Annotated in this window: 14 protein-coding genes; 9 read left to right on the plus strand and 5 right to left on the minus strand. The window is 74.6% G+C overall.

Translation table 11 applies throughout. From position 1 onward, the window contains the following. Positions 1 to 2: 2 nt before the first annotated feature. A complete protein-coding gene (locus M3673_RS14365; RefSeq protein ID WP_251534466.1) occupies positions 3 to 2,339 on the minus strand; it encodes a transglycosylase domain-containing protein in 2,337 nt (778 codons plus the stop codon). A 218-nt stretch (positions 2,340 to 2,557) separates the two neighbouring features. Between M3673_RS14365 and M3673_RS14370 the strand changes: the two genes are divergently transcribed. Beyond that, the gene (locus tag M3673_RS14370) at positions 2,558 to 3,184 is read left to right on the plus strand and encodes a PadR family transcriptional regulator (protein WP_056865091.1); all 627 of its coding nucleotides are present in this window, start codon (positions 2,558 to 2,560) and stop codon (positions 3,182 to 3,184) included. 12 nt (positions 3,185 to 3,196) lie between these two features. Then, complete coding sequence (locus M3673_RS14375) at positions 3,197 to 4,282, plus strand: inositol-3-phosphate synthase (RefSeq protein ID WP_193661724.1); 1,086 nt, start codon at positions 3,197 to 3,199, stop codon at positions 4,280 to 4,282. A gap of 148 nt (positions 4,283 to 4,430) precedes the next feature. Here the strand turns inward: M3673_RS14375 and M3673_RS14380 are convergent, their stop codons facing one another. From M3673_RS14380 to M3673_RS14390, 3 genes are all read right to left on the minus strand, one after another. Then, positions 4,431 to 5,555, minus strand: coding sequence for a MerR family transcriptional regulator (locus M3673_RS14380; protein WP_251534467.1), 1,125 nt, complete (start codon positions 5,553 to 5,555; stop codon positions 4,431 to 4,433). Positions 5,556 to 5,652: 97 nt separating this feature from the next. After that, a complete protein-coding gene (locus tag M3673_RS14385; protein ID WP_251534468.1) occupies positions 5,653 to 6,126 on the minus strand; it encodes an SRPBCC family protein in 474 nt (157 codons plus the stop codon). Positions 6,127 to 6,158: 32 nt separating this feature from the next. Next, the gene (locus tag M3673_RS14390) at positions 6,159 to 7,622 is read right to left on the minus strand and encodes a CCA tRNA nucleotidyltransferase (protein ID WP_374108207.1); all 1,464 of its coding nucleotides are present in this window, start codon (positions 7,620 to 7,622) and stop codon (positions 6,159 to 6,161) included. Positions 7,623 to 7,697: 75 nt separating this feature from the next. On the opposite strand from M3673_RS14390, the gene M3673_RS14395 reads away from it, so the two are divergent. From M3673_RS14395 to trxA, 7 genes are all read left to right on the plus strand, one after another. Continuing rightward, entirely contained in the window at positions 7,698 to 10,202 is a 2,505-nt protein-coding gene (locus M3673_RS14395; RefSeq protein ID WP_251534469.1) for a DUF6049 family protein, read from the plus strand. After that, positions 10,199 to 12,010, plus strand: a complete 1,812-nt coding sequence (murJ, locus tag M3673_RS14400; protein WP_251534470.1) for a murein biosynthesis integral membrane protein MurJ — start codon at positions 10,199 to 10,201, stop codon at positions 12,008 to 12,010. The genes M3673_RS14395 and murJ overlap by 4 nt, the downstream gene beginning before the upstream one ends. Before the next feature lie 267 nt (positions 12,011 to 12,277). Then, the gene (locus M3673_RS14405) at positions 12,278 to 14,491 is read left to right on the plus strand and encodes a protein kinase family protein (RefSeq protein ID WP_251534471.1); all 2,214 of its coding nucleotides are present in this window, start codon (positions 12,278 to 12,280) and stop codon (positions 14,489 to 14,491) included. After that, complete coding sequence (gene sigM / locus M3673_RS14410; RefSeq protein WP_251534472.1) at positions 14,488 to 15,231, plus strand: RNA polymerase sigma factor SigM; 744 nt, start codon at positions 14,488 to 14,490, stop codon at positions 15,229 to 15,231. The genes M3673_RS14405 and sigM overlap by 4 nt, the downstream gene beginning before the upstream one ends. A gap of 140 nt (positions 15,232 to 15,371) precedes the next feature. Then, the gene (locus M3673_RS14415; protein ID WP_251534473.1) at positions 15,372 to 16,208 is read left to right on the plus strand and encodes a hypothetical protein; all 837 of its coding nucleotides are present in this window, start codon (positions 15,372 to 15,374) and stop codon (positions 16,206 to 16,208) included. A gap of 148 nt (positions 16,209 to 16,356) precedes the next feature. Continuing rightward, on the plus strand, positions 16,357 to 17,382 hold the full coding sequence (gene trxB, locus M3673_RS14420) for a thioredoxin-disulfide reductase (RefSeq protein WP_251534474.1): 1,026 nt from the start codon (positions 16,357 to 16,359) through the stop codon (positions 17,380 to 17,382). Positions 17,383 to 17,467: 85 nt separating this feature from the next. Beyond that, on the plus strand, positions 17,468 to 17,800 hold the full coding sequence (gene trxA, locus M3673_RS14425) for a thioredoxin (RefSeq protein WP_156697989.1): 333 nt from the start codon (positions 17,468 to 17,470) through the stop codon (positions 17,798 to 17,800). A gap of 30 nt (positions 17,801 to 17,830) precedes the next feature. Here trxA and M3673_RS14430 read toward each other — a convergent pair whose 3' ends face one another. After that, entirely contained in the window at positions 17,831 to 18,514 is a 684-nt protein-coding gene (locus M3673_RS14430; RefSeq protein WP_193661716.1) for a GNAT family N-acetyltransferase, read from the minus strand. Positions 18,515 to 18,556 lie beyond the last annotated feature (42 nt).

Below are 18,556 nucleotides of genomic sequence, written 5' to 3' on the forward strand. Positions count from 1 at the left end.
GGTCACCACGGCCAGAGCCAGCCGGTCGTCCAGGGTGACCGGGCCGCCGTCACGGGAGTCCCCGTCGCCGTCGTACGCCGCTGCGCGGGACCCGTGTCGGCCGCGGGCGAGGGGCTCGCGCCCCGGCTCCCGCCCTGGGAGGGCGTCGGGCTGGGCGTCGGCTCCTCGGGCGGGGGCGGCGGCAGGATCGTCGGGTCGTCGGTCGGCTCGGTGGGCGTCGGCTCCTCGGTGGGCGTCGGCTCCTCGGTCGGGGTCGGCTCCTCGGTGGGCGTCGGCTGGGCCGAGGGGGTCCGGCTCGGCTGCGGCTGGGGCTGCGTGGGCGCCGGCTCGGGGGCCTCGGTGCTCGGCGGCACGTAGTCCTCCTGGCCGTCGGGGGCGTCGCCGTCGACGTAGACGGGGTCGGCCAGCTCCTCGACCTCGCGGCCCTCCATGAGCGGCTGCATCACCGCCAGCCAGGTGTCGGTGGGGTAGTCGGAGCCGAAGTACGACGGCAGCCAGCCGTCGAGCTGGTCGTCGCCGTCGCCGCGGACGTACATCACCGCGGTCGACAGCTGCGGGGTGAAGCCGACGAACCACGCCGAGGAGACCTCGTCGTCGTCGTTGGTCGCCGTGCCGGTCTTGCCCGCGGCCGGTCGGCCCAGGTTGCTCGCGGTGGCGCCCGTGCCCTCGAGCACGGTCTGCTCCATCGTGTAGGACACGTCGGCGGCGATGTCCTCGTCGAGAGCGCGGCGGGTGGGGCCGTCCCACTCGTAGTCGTCGCCGGTGGGGCTGACGACCTTCTCGATCAGGTGCACGTCGGCCCGCTCGCCGCCGTTGGCGATGGTGGCGTAGGAGTTGGCCATGTTGATCGGGCTGATCCGCGCGCGACCGAGGGTGATGAGGGTGTCCTCGGGGCTCAGGTCGACGCTGGTGCGCGGGATGCCGGGGTACTCCTGGTCGGCCTCCGGCGGGGGCACGCCCATCTTCTCGGCCGTCTCGTAGATCTTGGCCGGGCCGTCGTCCATGCTCGCCGACATGTCGACGAACGCGGTGTTGATCGACTGCTCCATGGCGTAGACGCCGTCGACGCTCGAGCCGTAGTCGTTGCCGAGCCCGTCGGGACCCACGCCCTCGTTGCGCACCTGCAGGCCGTCGGGGAACTCGTAGGGGGAGTTGCCCTCGAAGCTGTCACGGATGGAGTAGCCCTGCTGGATCGCCGTGGCCAGGGCGAACGGCTTGAAGGTCGAGCCCACCATGCCGCCCTCGACGGCCCAGTTCAGCTGCGACTGCAGGTAGTCCTGGCCGCCGTAGAAGCCGCGCAGCGCCCCCGTGCCGGGCTCGACGCTGGCCACCGCGATGTGCAGCTGCTTGTCGCCGAAGCCCTCGGGCTTGGCCGCCAGCACGCCGTCCTCGGCGGCCTTCATCGCCTGCGGGGTCAGCGTGGTGGTCACCTCGAGGCCCCCGCCGTCGATCTCCTCGTCGGAGTAGCCCAGCCGGCGCAGCTCGCTGCGCACGAGGGTCAGCACGTGACCCTTCTGCCCGCCGTAGGTGCTCTCGGCGTCGATCTCGGGGAACGTCGGGAGCCGCTTGAGCGCCTTCTCGGCGGCGGCGGGCTCGACCATGTCGAGCTCGGCCATGCTCTCGAGCACGTAGTCGTAGCGGCCCTTGAGCTCCTGCCGGGCGTCGCGGCCGTTGTCGGGGTCGAGGTTGGTCGGGTTGTTGAGCACCGAGGCGAGCACCGCCGACTCGCGCAGGTTCAGGTCGCCGACGTCCTTGGTGAAGTACGCCTGCGCCGCCGCCTGCACGCCGTAGGCGCCGCGACCGAAGTAGATGGTGTTGAGGTAGTTGGTGAGGATCTCGGTCTTGCTCTGCTGGCGCGCGACCTTCAGCGACAGGATCGCCTCCTTCACCTTGCGGGTGTAGGAGCGCTCCTGGGTGAGGTAGAGGACCTTGACGTACTGCTGGGTGATCGTCGAGGCGCCCTGGGTCGACTCGCCGGTGGCGTTGTTGAGGAACGCCCGCGCGATGCCCTTGGGGTCGATGCCGCTGTCGGTCCAGAAGGTGCGGTTCTCGGCGGCGACGACGGCGTCGCGCAGCTCCTGGGGGATCTCCTCGAAGGCGACCGGCACGCGGTTCTGGGTGGCGTAGCTGCCGATCTCCTCGGTGCCGCCGGCGTAGTAGACGAACGACGTCTGCGCCTCGAAGTCCTCGTTGGCGTCAGGGATGTCGGTGACGGTGTAGAGGTAGTAGAAGCCGCCGGCGGCCAGCAGCAGGCCCACGACCCCGAGGATCGAGAGCCACTTCACCGTCTTCAGCACGCGGCGCTTCAGGGCACCCTTCTGCTTCGGGGCCCGTGTCACGGGGGGCCCGTCGGCCCTGCGCTTGCCACTCACGTCGTCTCTCCCGGGGGTGCTCGAGGGTCGTCCCGGCCCGCAGCGCGCCGCGCGGCGCCCCCGGACCGTCCCTCAGGGTACGCACCCGGCCCGCGCCGACACCGGCGTACGACGTGTCACGCGACACGGTGACCTGGATAGGTCCAGCGTTCGCGTTCGACGGATATATCGCTACGATAGGTCGCATGGCACGTCGTGGAGAGACCATCGAGCTGGCAGTCCTCGGGCTGCTGCACGAGGGACCCATGCACGGCTACGAGCTGCGCAAGCGGCTCAACCTCATGCTCGGGTGGGGGCGGGTGCTGTCCTACGGCTCGCTCTACCCCACGCTGAAGAAGATGCTCAAGGGCAGCCTCATCGAGGAGGTCGCGGCCACGCAGGCACCGGGCACCCCGGTCAGCCGCCGGCCGCGCATCGTCTACCAGGTCACCGACGCCGGCCACCGCGAGTTCGAGCGGCTGATGTCGGAGGTCGGTCCCACCGCCTGGGAGGACGACAACTTCGACATCCGGTTCGCCTTCTTCGGACGCACCGACATGGAGATCCGGCTGCGGGTGCTCGAGGGACGGCGCACCCGCCTCCAGGAGCGGCTGGACCGGGTCCAGGGCCAGCTCTCGATGACGCAGAAGGAGGTCGACCGCTACGCGGCCGAGCTCCAGCGACACGGGGTCGAGTCGGTCGAGCGCGAGGTGCGCTGGCTGTCCGACCTCATCGACGCGGAGCGGGTCGCCGACGACCTCGCCCGTCGTCCCGACCGCATGACCAGCACGACCACACCGCCCGCGAGCCCCGCGGCCGACCAGCAGAAGTAAGGAAGGAATCCGATGGGTTCGGTTCGAGTAGCCATCGTGGGAGTCGGCAACTGCGCCACCTCCCTCATCCAGGGTGTCGAGTACTACAAGGACGCCACCCCCGACACCACCGTGCCTGGTCTCATGCACGTGATGTTCGGCGACTACCACGTGCGCGACGTCGAGTTCGTCGCGGCGTTCGACGTCGACGACAAGAAGGTCGGCAAGGACCTCTCCGAGGCCATCAACGCCTCCGAGAACAACACGATCAAGATCGCCGACGTGCCGACCCTCGGTGTCGAGGTCCAGCGCGGCCCGACCCTCGACGGCCTCGGCAAGTACTACCGCCAGACCATCGAGGAGAGCGGCGCCGAGCCGGTCGACGTGGTCCAGGTCCTCAAGGACACCCAGGCCGACGTCATCGTGTCCTACCTCCCGGTGGGCTCGGAGGAGGCCGACAAGTTCTACGCCCAGTGCGCCATCGACGCCGGCGTGGCCTTCGTCAACGCCCTGCCCGTCTTCATCGCCTCCGACCCCGAGTGGGCCAAGAAGTTCGAGGACGCCGGCGTCCCGATCGTCGGCGACGACATCAAGAGCCAGGTCGGCGCCACCATCACCCACCGCGTGATGGCGAAGCTGTTCGAGGACCGCGGCGTCGCGTTGGACCGCACCTACCAGCTCAACGTCGGCGGCAACATGGACTTCAAGAACATGCTCGAGCGCGAGCGCCTGGAGTCCAAGAAGGTCTCCAAGACCCAGGCCGTCACCTCCAACCTGCACGGCGAGCTCGCGGACAAGATCCACGACCGCAACGTGCACATCGGCCCCTCGGACTACGTCCAGTGGCTCGACGACCGCAAGTGGGCCTACGTCCGCCTCGAGGGTCGCGCCTTCGGCGACGTCCCGCTCAACCTCGAGTACAAGCTCGAGGTCTGGGACTCCCCGAACTCGGCCGGCATCATCATCGACGCGCTGCGCGCGGCGAAGATCGCCAAGGACCGCGGCATCGGCGGCCCGATCATCTCGGCCTCGTCCTACCTGATGAAGTCCCCGCCGGTGCAGCTGCCCGACGACGAGGGCCGCCGTCGCGTGGAGGCCTTCATCCGCGGCGAGGAGTGACCTAGCAGCACCGGTCACCCCGCAGCACCCAGCAGCACCCGGCAGCACCCGGCAGCGCCGGTCCCCGCGAGGGGACCGGCGCTGTCGTCGTACGTCGGCCAGGCCGGGCCGGGCCGGGCCGGGCCGGGCCGGATCGGGCCTGGTCGGGTCAGGCCACGTCGACGACGACCACGGCGAGGTTGTCGTCGGCGCCGGCGGCCTCCACCGCCGCGACGACGGCGTCGGCGACCTCCTGCGGGTCCCCGCCACCGGCGAGCAGGTCGGCCAGCACCGCCGGTCCGACGCGTCCGTGGACACCGTCGGTGGTGAGCACCAGCCGGTCGCCGGGCCGCACGGCGTGCACGGCGAGGTCGGGCTCGGCGGGGCGGCCGCCCTCGAGCGCGCGGTTGAGCTGCACCCGCCGCTCGTCGGAGCGGGCCTCCTCGGTGGTGAGGCGGCCCTCGTCGACGAGGGTCTGCACGACCGTGTGGTCGCGGGTCAGCCGGGTGAGGCGGCCCTCGCGCACCAGGTGGGCCCGCGAGTCGCCCACGTGGGCCACGACCAGCTGGCCGGCGTGCAGCGCCAGCGCCGTCAGGGTGGTGGCGTCGCCGGGCGCGAGCGCCGCGGCGGCCCGGGCGAGCACCGCCTCGACGGCGCCCAGCGCCGCTGCGCCGTCGAGCCGATCGTCGAGGAGCCCGTCGCGCTCGGCGGCCGCGAGGGCGGCCACGGCGCGCTCGCCGCTGCCGCCCGCCGAGCCCACGCCGTCGGCGACGGCCACCAGCCGGGTGCCGACCAGGACGGCGTCCTCCTGGGTGGCCCGGCCGCCCTGCTCGAGACGGGCGGCGCAGCGCAGGGTCGGCCCGGGGAGCACGGGGCTGCCGTGGTCCGGGGTGGTGCGGCGGTCGTCGGTGCTCATCGGGGTCTCCTCGTCCGGCGCGTGGCCGAGCTCGTCGACGAGGGACGCCAGGAGGGCGCGGGCGCTGGCCGTGTCGGCGCTCAGCTGGCGCCCGTAGGAGACCAGCTCCGCGACGGCGGCGGCGGGCCCGAGCCCGGCCACGACGCGGATGCGGGCCAGCGGCATGCCGACCAGCCGCAGCCGCGCCACCAGCCGGGCGCGGGCGAGCTGCTGCTCGGCGTACCAGCGGTAGCCGGTGTGCGGGTCGACCTCGGCCGGCTCCAGCAGGCCCGAGTCGTCGTAGAGCCGCAGCGCCTTGGGCGTCAGCCCGCTGGCGCGCGCGAAGTCGCCGATGCTCATCAGCCGCGTGGCGCCGCTCCTGCCGGCCGGTCCGTCCACGCCGCCTCCTGGGTCCTCGTCACCGGTGGGGGATCCACCGGTGAGGAGACCGTGCGGCCTGCCGCAGGGTCAAGGTCAAGGGCCCCACGGCCCGGGCTCAGCGCTCGAGCTCGGCCTTGATCCGCTCCAGCGTCTGGCGCATGCCCTGCCGGAGCTCGCCGACGAAGGTCGGCACCCCGCCCATGGCCACGCCGACCAGCGTGTTGGACAGCGTCGAGATGCCGTCGGGCACCTCGCGGCGCTGCACGATCCGCGTGCCACCGCCGTCGGTGGGCTCGAGGGTGAAGGACCAGATCGTGCGGTTCTCCGCGACCCGGAAGGCCACGCTGGTGTGGGGCTCGAAGCGCACGACCTTGGCGGTCGTCGGCCACACCAGCGCGCCGCGGTGGTTGACGTTGATCATGCGGCTGCCGAGCCTCACCGGCCCGCCGGGGATGAACGTGCGCAGCACCTGGGGGCTCCACTCGCGCATGCGGCGCAGGTCGGAGACCAGGGCCCAGGTCTGGGCGGGGGAGGTGGAGACCTCGATGGAGGCCTCCAGCTCGTCGGGGGCGGCTGTGGTGTCGGTCATGCCCGGACCGTACCGTCAGTACGCCACCCGCGTCAGCGTGTCGCCCACCATGCGAGGAGCTCCTCGCGCGCCACCTCGGGCTCGACCGGTCCGCGGTCCATGCGCCGCTCCAGCAGCCACCGGTAGGCCTCGCCGACCTCGCGGCCCGGCGGGAGGCCCAGCAGCTCCATGATCGCGTTGCCGTCGAGGTCGGGGCGCAGGGCGTCGAGCTCCTCGGCCTCGGCCAGGACGGCGATGCGCTCCTCGAGCTCGTCGTAGGTGCGCCGCAGTCGCTCGGCCTTGCGCCGGTTGCGGGTCGTGCAGTCGGCGCGGGTCAGCACGTGGAGGCGCTCGACCTGGTCGCCGGCGTCGCGCACGTAGCGGCGCACGGCGGAGTCGGTCCACTCCCCCGAGCCGTAGCCGTGGAAGCGCAGGTGCAGCTCGACCAGCCGGCTGACCGCCTCGATCTGGTCGTTGGAGAAGCGCAGCGCCTTCATCCGCTTGCGGGTCATCTTGGCGCCGACCACGTCGTGGTGGTGGAAGGTGACCGTGCCGTCGTCGAGGAACTTGCGGGTGCGGGGCTTGCCCACGTCGTGCATGAGCGCGGCGAAGCGCGACACGAAGTCGGGCCCGCCGCCGAGGCGCTCCTCGAGGTCGATCGACTGCTCGAGCACCGTGAGGGTGTGCTCGTAGACGTCCTTGTGGCGGTGGTGCTCGTCGCGCTCCAGCGCCAGCGCCGGCAGCTCGGGCAGCACCTTCTCGGCCAGGCCGGTCTCGACCAGCAGGGTCAGCCCGAGGCGCGGGTGCGGGGCGCAGATGAGCTTGACCAGCTCGTCGCGCACGCGCTCGGCGGAGATGATCGAGATCCGGTCGGCCATCGCTGTCATCGCCGCGGTGACGCCCGGGTCCACGGTGAAGCCGAGCTGGGCGGCGAAGCGTGCGGCACGCAGCATGCGCAGCGGGTCGTCGGAGAAGGAGTCCTCCGGCGTGCCGGGGGTGCGCAGCACCCGGTGGGCCAGGTCGACGACGCCGCCGAAGGGGTCCTCGACCTCGCGGCCGGGCAGGCGCACGGCCATGGCGTTGACGGTGAAGTCGCGCCGGCCCAGGTCGCCGACCAGCGAGTCGCCGTACTGCACCTCGGGGTTGCGCGAGGACGGGTCGTAGACCTCGGAGCGGTAGGTCGTGATCTCGACCTGCCACTCGCCGCGGCGGCAGCCGATGGTGCCGAAGGCCCGCCCCATGTCCCAGGTCGCGTCGGCCCAGCCCTTGATCAGCCGCTCGGTCTCCTCCGGGCGCGCCGAGGTCGTGAGGTCGAGGTCGTTGTGGGCGCGGCCCAGCATGGCGTCGCGCACCGGCCCGCCGACCAGGGCGATCTCGTGGCCCGCGGCGCTGAAGCGGCGGCCCAGCTCGTCGATGACCTCGGCGATGCGGTCGAGCTCGGTCGTGACGGCCCGTTGCACCTCGACCACGCTGAGGGGGCCGGGGGTGCGCAGCGGTGCGGGATCGTCGGTCGACACGGGCGGGCAGTCTATCCGCGCCCGGGCGGTGCCGCGCTCCCCGGGAGCCACAGCGACACCGTCTAGCATCGGGGGGTGTCCCGCCCGTCCTCGCTGCTGCCTGCCCTCGCGGCGGTGGTCGCGGTCGCCGGTGGCGCCGCGGGACTCGGGCCGGGCGCCGCACCCGCCGTCGCGTCCACCCCGACCAGCCTGTCCGCCGCGCCGCAGCCCGCCACCGTGCAGCCCGGGTCGGTGCTGCGCCCGGCGACCGGTCCCCTGCCGCGCCGCGCCGAGGAGGAGCCGGTCGAGCCGCTGTCGGTGACCATCGAGTCGATGACGCCCTCGGTCGTGCCCGAGTCGGGACCGGTGCGCGTGACCGGCACCGTGACCAACCTCGACGACACCGCGTGGTCGGCCATCAACCTCTACCCCGTGGTGGGCGACGCGCCGCTGACCACCGCCGGCGACCTCCGGGCCGCCGTGGCCTCCGACCCGCTGTCCTACGTCGGGGAGCGGATCACCGACCCCGGGCCCTACGACACGATCGACTCCCTGGCCCCCGGCGAGAGCGCCGACTACCGGATCACCCTGCCCAGCAACCGCATCGAGGTCACCGAGCCGGGCGTCTACTGGTTCGGCGTGCACGCCAACGGCGAGAACGAGGACGGTCGTGAGGACACCGCCGACGGCCGCGCCCGCACCTTCCTGCCCCTCGTGAGGCTGCGGGAGCGCTCGCTGCCGGTCTCCATCGTCGTGCCGCTGCGCCGCCAGCTCGACTACACCCCCGAGGGCGCGCTCGACGACGTCGCGGACTGGGACGAGGACCTCGGCGAGGGCGGCCGGCTGCGGTCGCTGCTCGACTTCGGGGCCGCGGCCGGGTCGCGTCCGGTGAGCTGGCTGGTCGACCCCGCGCTCACCGACGCCGTCACCCGCCTCGCGGCCGGCAACCCCGAGCGCTCGCTGGCCCCCACCATCGACCCGCAGCAGCCCGGCGGCGACGGGGAGGGCTCCGACGGGGACTCCCCGGCCGACGGCGGGTCGGGCGCCGGCGGCGACACGGGCGACGCGTCGGGCTCCCCCTCCGCCTCCCTCGGCACCGCCGGTGCGGAGCCCACGAGCCCCGGCGACCCGACGACCAGCGCGGGTGACGGGAGCAGCGGCGAGGGCGAGGGTGAGGACGTCGACCCGCTCGACCCGGTGACGGCCGCTGCGGCCGAGACCGGCCAGACCTGGCTCGACGACCTCGGCGACGCCCTGGGCGCCAACAGCCAGGTGCTGGCGCTGCCGTACGGCGACGTCGACGTGGCCGGAGCGCAGGCCCACGACCCCGACCTCTACGACCGCGCCCGGCGTCGCGGCGGGTCGACCCTGGCCCCCTTCGGCGTGGAGACCACCCCGGCCATCGGCTCCCCGGTGGGCTTCCTGCCCGGGGCCGCCGTCGCGGGTGCGGTCGACGGCGAGACCGTCCTCCTCACCGATCGCGCCGTGCCCCGCGACCGGGCGGCCGAGCTGCGCGACGACGCCGGCACCCTGCCCGCGGTCGCCTCCGTCGACGGTCGCCGGGTCGTGCTCACCTCCTCCGGCGCGGTGGCGGGCGGACCCGGACCGGGCGAGCAGCGCACCGCGACCGCCATGCGTCAGCGGATCCTGGCCGAGGCCGCCGTGCGCGTGCTGGCCAAGGGACGCCACCACCCGCTGGTCACCGTGCTGCCCTTCGACTGGCTCCCCGAGGACGGTGAGGAGTTCTTCTCCGGCCTCGACCAGGGCTGGGTCGACCTGGCCACCGTCGAGGACGCCACCGCCGACGAGACCGCGCGCGACGCCTCGGTGGCCGGCGACGACCTCACCTACCCCGAGCACCAGCGCGAGATCACGCTCCCCGCCTCGGGCTTCCAGGCCGCCGACGACCTCATCACGGCCGGCGAGTCGCTCCAGGACCTGCTGACGCTCAACGACCAGGTGGGCACCGCCGTGCTCGACCAGGCCCTGGCCTCGGTCTCCTACACCGCGCGCACCGCCCCGCTCGACGCCCTCGCCTCGGCCGGCGCCGCGGAGGCGAGCATCGACGCCCTGCGGGGCCAGGTCGACGTGATGGCGCCCCGCGCGGTGACGCTGTCGAGCGAGAGCGGGCGCTTCGGCGCCACCATCGTCAACGGCCTCGACCAGCCGGTGACGATCCGGCTGCGCTACGAGTCCGACCGGCCGATGACCATCGAGGGACCGCCCGGCAGCATCGAGGTGCCGGCCGACAGCGCCACCACGGTGCTGCTCAACGCCAGCACCTCGGAGCTCGGCGTGCACGACCTGCGTCTGGTGCTCACCGACGAGGAGGGCCGCGTGCTCGGCTCCAGCGACGACCTCGCCGTGCGCTCCGCGCAGGTCAGCCAGGTGATCTGGCTGATCATGGGCACCGGCCTGGTGCTGCTCTTCGGCACCATCGGCCTGCGCCTCGTACGCCGGCTCCGCGACGCGCGGCGCGGCGGGCCGTCCGACCGGCCGTCCGACGCCGGCTCGGCCGACGACCTCCCCGACACCACCCCCGCCACCACCCCCGGCAGCGCCGGCGACCCGGCGCCCGCGCCGAGAGGCACCCCCGCATGAGGCACCGCGCCCCCGGCCCCCCCGTCGTCGGCTACAGCGACGCCGCCGACGCCGTCGACGACCCCACGGGCTCCTTCGAGGCGGTGGGCGCCGCCCGCGAGGAGGCGCGCCCCTCCGACCCCTCAGCCGCCGGGAGCCCCGGCACCCCCGGGAGCCGCGGCACCGCCGAGTCGTCGGCGGCCGAGCAGCGCTCGATCCTCTCCTCCAGCGCGGTCATGGCCGCCGGCACGGTGGTCTCGCGGCTCAGCGGCTTCGTGCGCTCGGCCCTGCTGGCCGCGGCGCTGGGCATCCAGCTGCACGGCGAGATCTTCACCGTCGCCAACACCATCCCCAACATGCTCTACATCCTGCTGGCCGGCGGGGTGTTCAACGCGGTGCTGGTGCCCCAGCTCGTGCGCTCGATGAAGCACGACCCCGACGGCGGAGAGGCCTACGCCAACCGGGTCGTGACCCTTGCGCTGCTGTTCCTCGGGGCGGTGACGCTGCTGCTGGTGGCGGTGGCGCCCTGGGTGATGGCGATCTACCTGCCCGACTCCTGGCCGCCCGAGGCGCGCGACTCGGCGATCGACTTCGCCCGCTACTGCCTGCCGCAGGTCTTCTTCTACGGCATGTTCGTGCTGGTCGGGCAGATCCTCAACGCGCGCGGCCGCTTCGGGCCGATGATGTGGGCCCCGATCGCCAACAACGTCATCGCCGTCGCGGTGCTGGTGGTCTACCTCGTGGTCTTCGGCGCCGCCTCCGGTGCGGAGGTCGTGGGCCCCTTCAGCCCCTCCCAGGAGCTGCTGCTGGGCCTGGGGTCGACGCTCGGCATCGCCGCGCAGCTGCTCATCCTCGTGCCCTACCTGCGCTCGGCCGGCTTCCGCTTCCGTCCGCGCTTCGACTTCCGCGGCACGGGCCTGGGCCACACCCTGCGCCTGGCCCGCTGGACGGTGGCCTTCGTCATCGTCAACCAGGTCGCCTACACCGTGGTGGTGCGCCTGGCCGGCACCGGCGTGGCCGACGGCAGCGCCGACGGCACCGGCAACGCCGTCTACGCCTCGGCCTTCCTCATCGTGATGGTGCCCCACTCGATCATCACGGTCTCGCTGGCCACGGCGATCCTGCCGCGGCTCTCCCAGCGCGCCGCCGACGGCGACCTCGCCGGGCTGGGCCGCTCGCTGGGTGCGACGCTGCGCACCTCGCTGGCCGTGCTGCTGCCCTTCGCCGCGCTGCTGCCGGTGGTCGCGCCCGAGGTCGCCCGGGTGGTGTGGGGCTACGCCGCCGCCTCGCAGTCGTGGCCCAACGCCGTGCCGACGCTGGCCCTGTTCGGTCCCGGGATCGTGCTCTTCACGGTCCACTACCTGATGCTGCGCGGCTTCTACGCCCTCGAGGCCACCCGCACCGTGTTCTGGATCCAGTGCGGCGTCGCGGCCACCAACATCGGCGCGGCCGTCGTCCTGGTGGCGCTCACCGACGCCGCCGCGACCTCGGCCGCCCTGGCCACCGCCTACGCCGCGGCCTACCTCGTCGGCACCGCCCTCTCCTACTCCGTGCTCGAGCGCCGCACCGGCGACCTCGGCGGGCGCACGACCTCGCGCTTCCTGGTGCGCCTGGGCCTGGTGGTCGCGCTGTCGACCGGCCTGGCCTACGCCGTCTCCGCGCTGCTGGGCGACCTGCCGCTCGACGCCGCCGTGCTGCCGACCCTGGCCCGCGGCGTGGGGGTGACCCTGGTCGACGTGGTCGCCTTCCTGGCGCTGGCCCGGGTCTTCCGGCTCACCGAGGTCACCGACGTGCTGGCCACCGTGACCGGGCGCCTCGGGCGCCGCTGACCCGGGGCTCCCCGCACTCCCCCGGTCTCCCCTGCCCCTCTCCCTCCTGGCACTCCCCCGGAGCCGGCACCTCCGGCCCGACGCCCGGGCCAGGGGCGGTCCGGACCCGGCGTACGGCACCCGGCGCGGGCGTCTCGCGGCTGTGCGACGTCGGTCGCCCCGTCCCGACCCGGGCGCCTACCATGGTCCGGGCGCCGCTGGCGCCCGCGCGCCCGGCTGGCCCGGGCCCGACGCCCGCCCCCAGCGCACGAAGGAGCCAGGACCGCGGTGCCCCACTCGATCAGGCACGGAGACCAGCTCGCCGGTCGCTACCGGCTGGTCGACCTGCTCAGCGAGAGCGGCGACGGTCGCTTCTGGCGGGCCCACGACCGCGTGCTGGAGCGGCAGGTGGCGATCCACGTCATCGCCGCCGACGACGACCGGGCCGCCGGCCTGCTCGAGGCCGCGCGACGCTCGGCCACCGTGCACGACCCCCACGTGCTGCGCGTGCTCGACGCCGAGCGCACCGACGCCCTCTGCTACGTCGTCAACGAGTGGGGGTCGGGCACGTCGCTCGACATCATGCTGGCCGCGGGCGGTCCGCTGGCTCCGCGGCGGGCGGCCTGGCTGGTCGCCGAGGTCGCGGCCGCCGCCGCCACCGCCCACCGGGCAGGGGTCTCGCACGGGCGGCTCAACCCGGAGAACGTCCTCGTCGACCGCAACGGCTCGGTGCGGCTGATCGGCCTGTGCGTCGACGCCGCCCTCCACGGGCTGACCCACACCGACCCCGACGACGACCTCACCGACCTCGCCGGCCTGCTGTACGCCGCCCTCACGGGCCGGTGGGCCGGCATCTCCGGGTCGGTCGTCGTGCCGGCCCCGCAGGAGCACGGGCGCCTGCTGCGCCCGCGCCAGGTGCGCGCCGGCATCCCCCGGATGCTCGACCAGCTGTGCGACAACGTCCTCAACCCCGCCACCGCCGCCCAGCGGGGCCACGACCCCCGCTGCCCCGCCACGGCCCAGGCGCTCGCCGACCAGCTGGTGGAGTTCGTCGGCGACCCCGTCGGCATCCCCGAGGAGCTCGCCACCCGCCTGGTCGACCGCGGCGACGAGACCATCAGCCTGCCCGCGGTCCCCGGGCCGACACCGGCCCCGGCCCCCGTGACCACCGCGGTGACGACCGCCGGGCCGGCCGTGGCGGCGACGCCCGCAGCGGCCCCGGTCCGCTCGAGCGACCCGCTGGGTCCCGCGCCCTCCCAGACCTCCCTGGCCTCCCCGGCCTCCCAGACCCCCGGCCCGGAGCCTGCTGACCAGGAGCCCACCACGGTCGTGCCCCTGACCGGAGGGACCCCCGAGACCCCCACCGACACCGCCGGTGAGAGCCCCCAGGCGGCCACCGACGCGCCCACCACCGTCGTGGCGCTCCCCGACACCGGGGCCGACACCGGGGCCGACACCGACACCGACGCAGGCACCGTCACCGCGACGCACCCGGCGGACGACAGCACCCGGGCCGCCCACGCCGAGGAGGCCACCCGCTCCTCGACGCCCGGCGACGGTCTGCTCGCGGGGTCCTCCCCCGCCCCGGTGGCCGCCGAGCAGCCCACCCAGGCCGGGCTGCCGATCTTCGACGACGAGACCGACGACGTGTCCTGGCTGCAGGCGCGCAGCGAGCCGGTGCCCCCGCCCCCGCCCTTCGAGGACCCGCCCGAGCGCCCGCTCTTCGCCCCCGAGCCCGACGACGGCGGCCCCGTGCGTCGCGCCCGCCCCGGCGCCGAGCAGGCGGAGTCGGGGGAGTTCTGGCCGTGGGGGCCCGCGGCGCCGCCGCCCCCGCCGGGCAGCGACGACGCCGAACCCGACGACGGCGCCGCGGGCGAGGTCCCCGGTCGCAACACCTTCCGCCTGGCCGCGGCGCTGCTGCTGGGCCTGGTGCTGCTCGTCGGCGTCGTGGTCGCCGTCAACGTCGGCCGCGGTCGCACCCCCCTGGGCGCCGAGCCGGAGCCCGAGGGGTCGAGCTCCCCGAGCGCGTCGGCGTCGGCCACGCCCACCGCGGCGCCGACCCCGCTCACGGGGCTCAGCGCGAGCGACCTCGACCCCCAGGGCGACCCCCCGCAGGAGGAGTACCCCGAGCTGACCCCGCTCGCCGTCGACGGCGACCCCGCGACGGTCTGGCGCACCGCGACGTACCTCCAGAACTTCGGGCCGGGCGGCCTCAAGACCGGCGTGGGCCTGGTGGTCGACCTCGGCGGCGAGCAGGAGGTCAGCGAGGTCGACCTCACGCTCGTCGGCGAGGGCACCGCCACCGCGCTCTACGTCACCGACACCGCCCCCACCGACGTGGAGGGACTCGACCCCGTGGCCGAGACCTCCGGCGGCACCCAGCAGCGGGCGGTGCTCGACGAGCCCGTCACCGGCTCCTACCTCACGGTCTGGCTCACCTCGCTGCCCGCCGTCGAGGGCGGCTGGCGCGGCGAGGTGGCCGAGGTCGAGGTCCGCGGGTGAGCGAGCCCGGGGCGGCGGGGCCGCGACCCGACGACGCCGAGGACCCCGAGGGCGCCACTGCCGACGAGGCCGGCGCCGGCTCCCGCAGCGACGTCGAGCTCCTCCACGCCCACGTCGCCGGCGACCACGCGGCCTTCGGCGAGCTCTTCGCCCGCCACCGCGACCGGCTGTGGGCGGTGGCCCTGCGCACGACCGGGCACCCCGAGGACGCCGCCGACGGCCTGCAGGACGCCATGATCGCGGCCTACCGGCGCGCGGGGTCCTTCCGCGGCGACGCCGCCGTGACGACCTGGCTGCACCGCATCGTGGTCAATGCCTGCCTCGACCGCCTCCGCGCGGCGCGCGTGCGCCGCACCGACGCCCTGCCCGACGACCTCGAGGAGTACGGCGACCGCGGCTCGCGCCTCTCCGCCGCGCCGGAGGCCGAGGACCCCGCCGACCGGTCGGTGCGCGCCGAGGAGCGGCGACAGGTGCTCGCCGCGCTGGCCTCGCTGCCCCCGGAGCAGCGCGCCGCCCTGGTGCTCGTCGACATGGAGGGCTACTCGGTGGCCGAGGCGGCCGCCGTGCTCGACTGCGCCGTCGGCACCGTGAAGTCGCGGTGCTCGCGCGGCCGGGCCCGGCTGGCGCCGCTGCTCGGGGTGCTGCGCGAGCGGCGTGACGACGACCACCCCGAGCCGCGGAACCCGACCACGCCGGCGGCCGTCCGATCCGAGGCCGACCCGCGAGGCCCACCGGCCTGACCGGGCCCCCGCCACACTGGACCAGCAGCCCCGACCGACGCCGGCACCTGACCCGGCCCCCGACCGGCACGACCAGCACGACCAGCTCCGCGCCCACCACCAGCAGCACCACCACCGCCAGCACCGAGAGGAGGAGCCCGATGGCCCACGACCCCGACCTCACCCCCGAGCAGCAGCGGGAGGTGACCCGGCGGCTGGCCGACGCCCGCCACACCGAGCCCCTCCCGGTCGACGTCGCCGCCCGGCTCGACCAGGTGCTGGCCCGCCTCGACGCCGGCGAGGACGTCGCCACCTCCCCGGCCCCGATCGACCTCGCCGCCCACCAGGCGCGCCGGCGACGCCGCGTCACCCGGCTCCTCGTGGCGGCCGCGGCCGTCGTCGTGGTCGGTGTCGGCGCCGCCCAGGTCGTCCCCGAGCTCACCCCCGCCGGCTCGGGCGACGCCGGCGAGTCCACCTCCGACGCCGGCGCGGAGGCGGCCGGCTCCGCCGGGTCGGGCGCCGACCCGTCCCAGACCGCTCCCGCCACCGAGGACCGGGCCGACACGGAGTCCGACGCCGAGGCCGCCGACGGCCTCCTCGAGTCGGCCCAGCTGGCGGTGCCCGGCGTACGCCGCCTCACCGAGCGGGACTTCACCGGCTCGGTCTCGCGGGTGCGCGACGAGGCCTCCGCCGCCGCCCGCCGCGTCGACGCCTTCGCCGCCGAGGACGACGGCTCCGAGGAGCTGGCCGGTCCGAGCAACGACAGCAGCCTCAACGCCCTCGCCGAGCGCTCGGCGCGGCGGGCCGCCCGCGCCCTCGCGGAGTGGGACGTCTGCGAGAGCGCCGACTGGGGGCCCGGCCTGCTGGTGCGCGTGCGCTACGCCGGCGAGCCCGCGGTGCTGGCCTTCCGCAGCCCGGCCGGCGACACCCAGGTCGTCGACCTGCTCCAGTGCGGCACCGCCGAGGTGCTCCGCTCGGTCACCCTCCCCCGGCGCTGAGCCGCCACCACACACCGCCGCGACCCGGACCCGCGGGCGCGACGGCGCGGGCCCGGGAATGCCGCTCACCTAGGATCGGTTCCACCCGCAGGTGCCGCAGCACCCCTTCCCAGGCACCGCCCCCGTCATCCCGAGGAGACTGGACTCCATGTCCGACACCCGCCCAGACGTCACCCGACAGGTCATCATCATCGGCTCGGGTCCCTCCGGCTACACCGCCGCGGTCTACGCCGCGCGCGCGAGCCTGGAGCCCCTGGTCTTCGAGGGCTCGGTCACCGCCGGTGGTGCGCTCATGAACACCACCGAGGTGGAGAACTTCCCCGGCTTCCGCGACGGCATCATGGGCCCGGCGCTGATGGACGAGATGCGCGCCCAGGCCGAGCGCTTCGGTGCCGAGCTGGTCTCCGACGACATCGTCGAGGTCGACCTCACCGGCGACATCAAGACGGTGCGCACGGCCACCGACACCTACACCGCGCGCTCGGTGATCCTCGCCACCGGCTCGGGCTACCGCAAGCTCGGCATCGCCCGCGAGGACGAGCTGTCGGGCCGCGGCGTCTCGTGGTGCGCGACGTGCGACGGCTTCTTCTTCCGCGACCAGCACATCGCGGTCGTGGGCGGCGGCGACTCCGCGGTCGAGGAGGCCACCTTCCTGACCCGCTTCGCCTCCAAGGTCTCCCTCATCGTGCGTCGCGACGAGCTGCGCGCCTCCAAGATCATGCAGGAGCGCGCCTTCGCCGACCCCAAGCTCGAGATCGTCTGGAACTCCGCGGTCAAGGAGATCCACGGCGCCGACAAGCTGGAGTCGCTCACCCTCGAGGACACCACCACGGGCGAGACCCGCGCGCTGGAGGCCACCGGTCTCTTCATCGCCATCGGCCACGACCCGCGCTCGGAGCTGCTCACCGGCCAGGTCGACCTCGACGACGAGGGCTACGTGCTGGTCGAGCACCCCTCGACGGCCACCAACATCCCCGGCGTCTTCGCCTGCGGTGACCTGGTCGACCACCACTACCGCCAGGCCATCACCGCGGCCGGCACGGGCTGCGCCGCAGCCCTCGACGCCGAGCGCTACGTCGCCGAGCTCGACCACACCGCGGCCACCCGCGCCGAGGCCCAGGACGCCGTGGCCGGCTCCGCCGCCACCGACGCGGTCAAGACCGCCGGGCTCTGAGCCGCCCCACGCGGCCGCCGCGGGGAACAACCACCCCGCGCGCCGCGTTCCACCACCACAGACGTCAGCAGAGAGAGTAGGGATCATCGTGGCCAACATCAGTGCCGTCACCGACGCCGAGTTCGAGGCTCAGGTGCTCAAGTCCGACAAGCCGGTCCTCGTGGACTTCTGGGCCGAGTGGTGCGGCCCGTGCCGCCAGGTCGCCCCGATCCTCGACGAGATCGCCACGGCCCACGGCGACAAGATCACCTTCATGAAGATGAACGTCGACGAGAACCCCGTCACGCCCTCGTCCTACCGCGTGACCGGCATCCCGACGATCAACGTCTACCAGGGCGGCGAGGTCGTCAAGACCATCGTCGGCGCCCGCCCGAAGGCGACGCTGCTCAACGAGCTGTCGGACTTCATCAACGCCTGACGCACCGGAGCACCCGCGGTCTCCGCGGGCTCACTCCTCCGTCCCCGGCACCCCTCGTGGGGTGCCGGGGACGCGTGCGTCCGGGCTCGGCGCGGGCGCGGGGCGCACCACCCCGCGCAGCCGCTCCAGCGCCACCTCGACCTCGTCGCGCCACGTCAGCGCCGAGCGCAGGTCCATCCGCATCCGCGGCACCCCGCCATGGGCGCGGCGTGTGCCGAAGCCCACGCGGCCCAGGAAGTCGGCCGGCAGGAGGCACTGCCGTCCTCGCCGGCCCGCCGCGTCGGGGCCGTCGACCCGGCCGAAGGCCTCGACCGCGCGGTAGCCGCCGCGCTCCACGAGGTCGCGCGCCATCGCCTGCACGAGCAGCCGGCCCAGCCCGGCGCCCGCGTGCGCGGGGTCGACGTACGCCGAGGCGAGCAGGACGGCGTCGGGCGAGACCGGCGAGGTGGGGAAGGCGTCGGCGCTCGGCAGCAGCGCCGGCGGCGCGTAGACCACGTGACCCACGGGCCGTCCCTCGACGAGCACCACCCGCCCGCAGGAGCCCCAGTCGCGCAGCACGGCCGAGAGCCACGCCCGCTTCTCCTCCCCCGCGTCGCCCTCCAGGTCGACGCGGGCGCGCCGCACCGGGTCGAGCTGCCAGAACACGCAGTCGCGGCACGGCGCGTCGAGCGCAGCGAGGTGGTCGAGGGTGAGGTGCACGACCCTGCGCGACATGGGACCTCCCGGACTCCCCCGCACCGGGCGGGGCTCGTGGCC

The organism is Nocardioides sp. P86 (assembly GCF_023712465.1).
GTDB classification, from domain to species: Bacteria; Actinomycetota; Actinomycetes; order Propionibacteriales; family Nocardioidaceae; genus Nocardioides; species Nocardioides kribbensis.

What these genes read in the sequence shown, in the direction of transcription:
- M3673_RS14370 (WP_056865091.1), top strand. Translation starts at nt 2,558, where the DNA reads ATGGCACGTCGTGGAGAGACCATCGAGCTGGCAGTCCTCGGGCTGCTG.
- M3673_RS14375 (WP_193661724.1), top strand. Translation starts at nt 3,197, where the DNA reads ATGGGTTCGGTTCGAGTAGCCATCGTGGGAGTCGGCAACTGCGCCACC.
- M3673_RS14385 (WP_251534468.1), bottom strand. Translation starts at nt 6,126, where the DNA reads ATGACCGACACCACAGCCGCCCCCGACGAGCTGGAGGCCTCCATCGAG.
- murJ (WP_251534470.1), top strand. Translation starts at nt 10,199, where the DNA reads ATGAGGCACCGCGCCCCCGGCCCCCCCGTCGTCGGCTACAGCGACGCC.
- M3673_RS14415 (WP_251534473.1), top strand. Translation starts at nt 15,372, where the DNA reads ATGGCCCACGACCCCGACCTCACCCCCGAGCAGCAGCGGGAGGTGACC.
- trxB (WP_251534474.1), top strand. Translation starts at nt 16,357, where the DNA reads ATGTCCGACACCCGCCCAGACGTCACCCGACAGGTCATCATCATCGGC.
- M3673_RS14430 (WP_193661716.1), bottom strand. Translation starts at nt 18,514, where the DNA reads ATGTCGCGCAGGGTCGTGCACCTCACCCTCGACCACCTCGCTGCGCTC.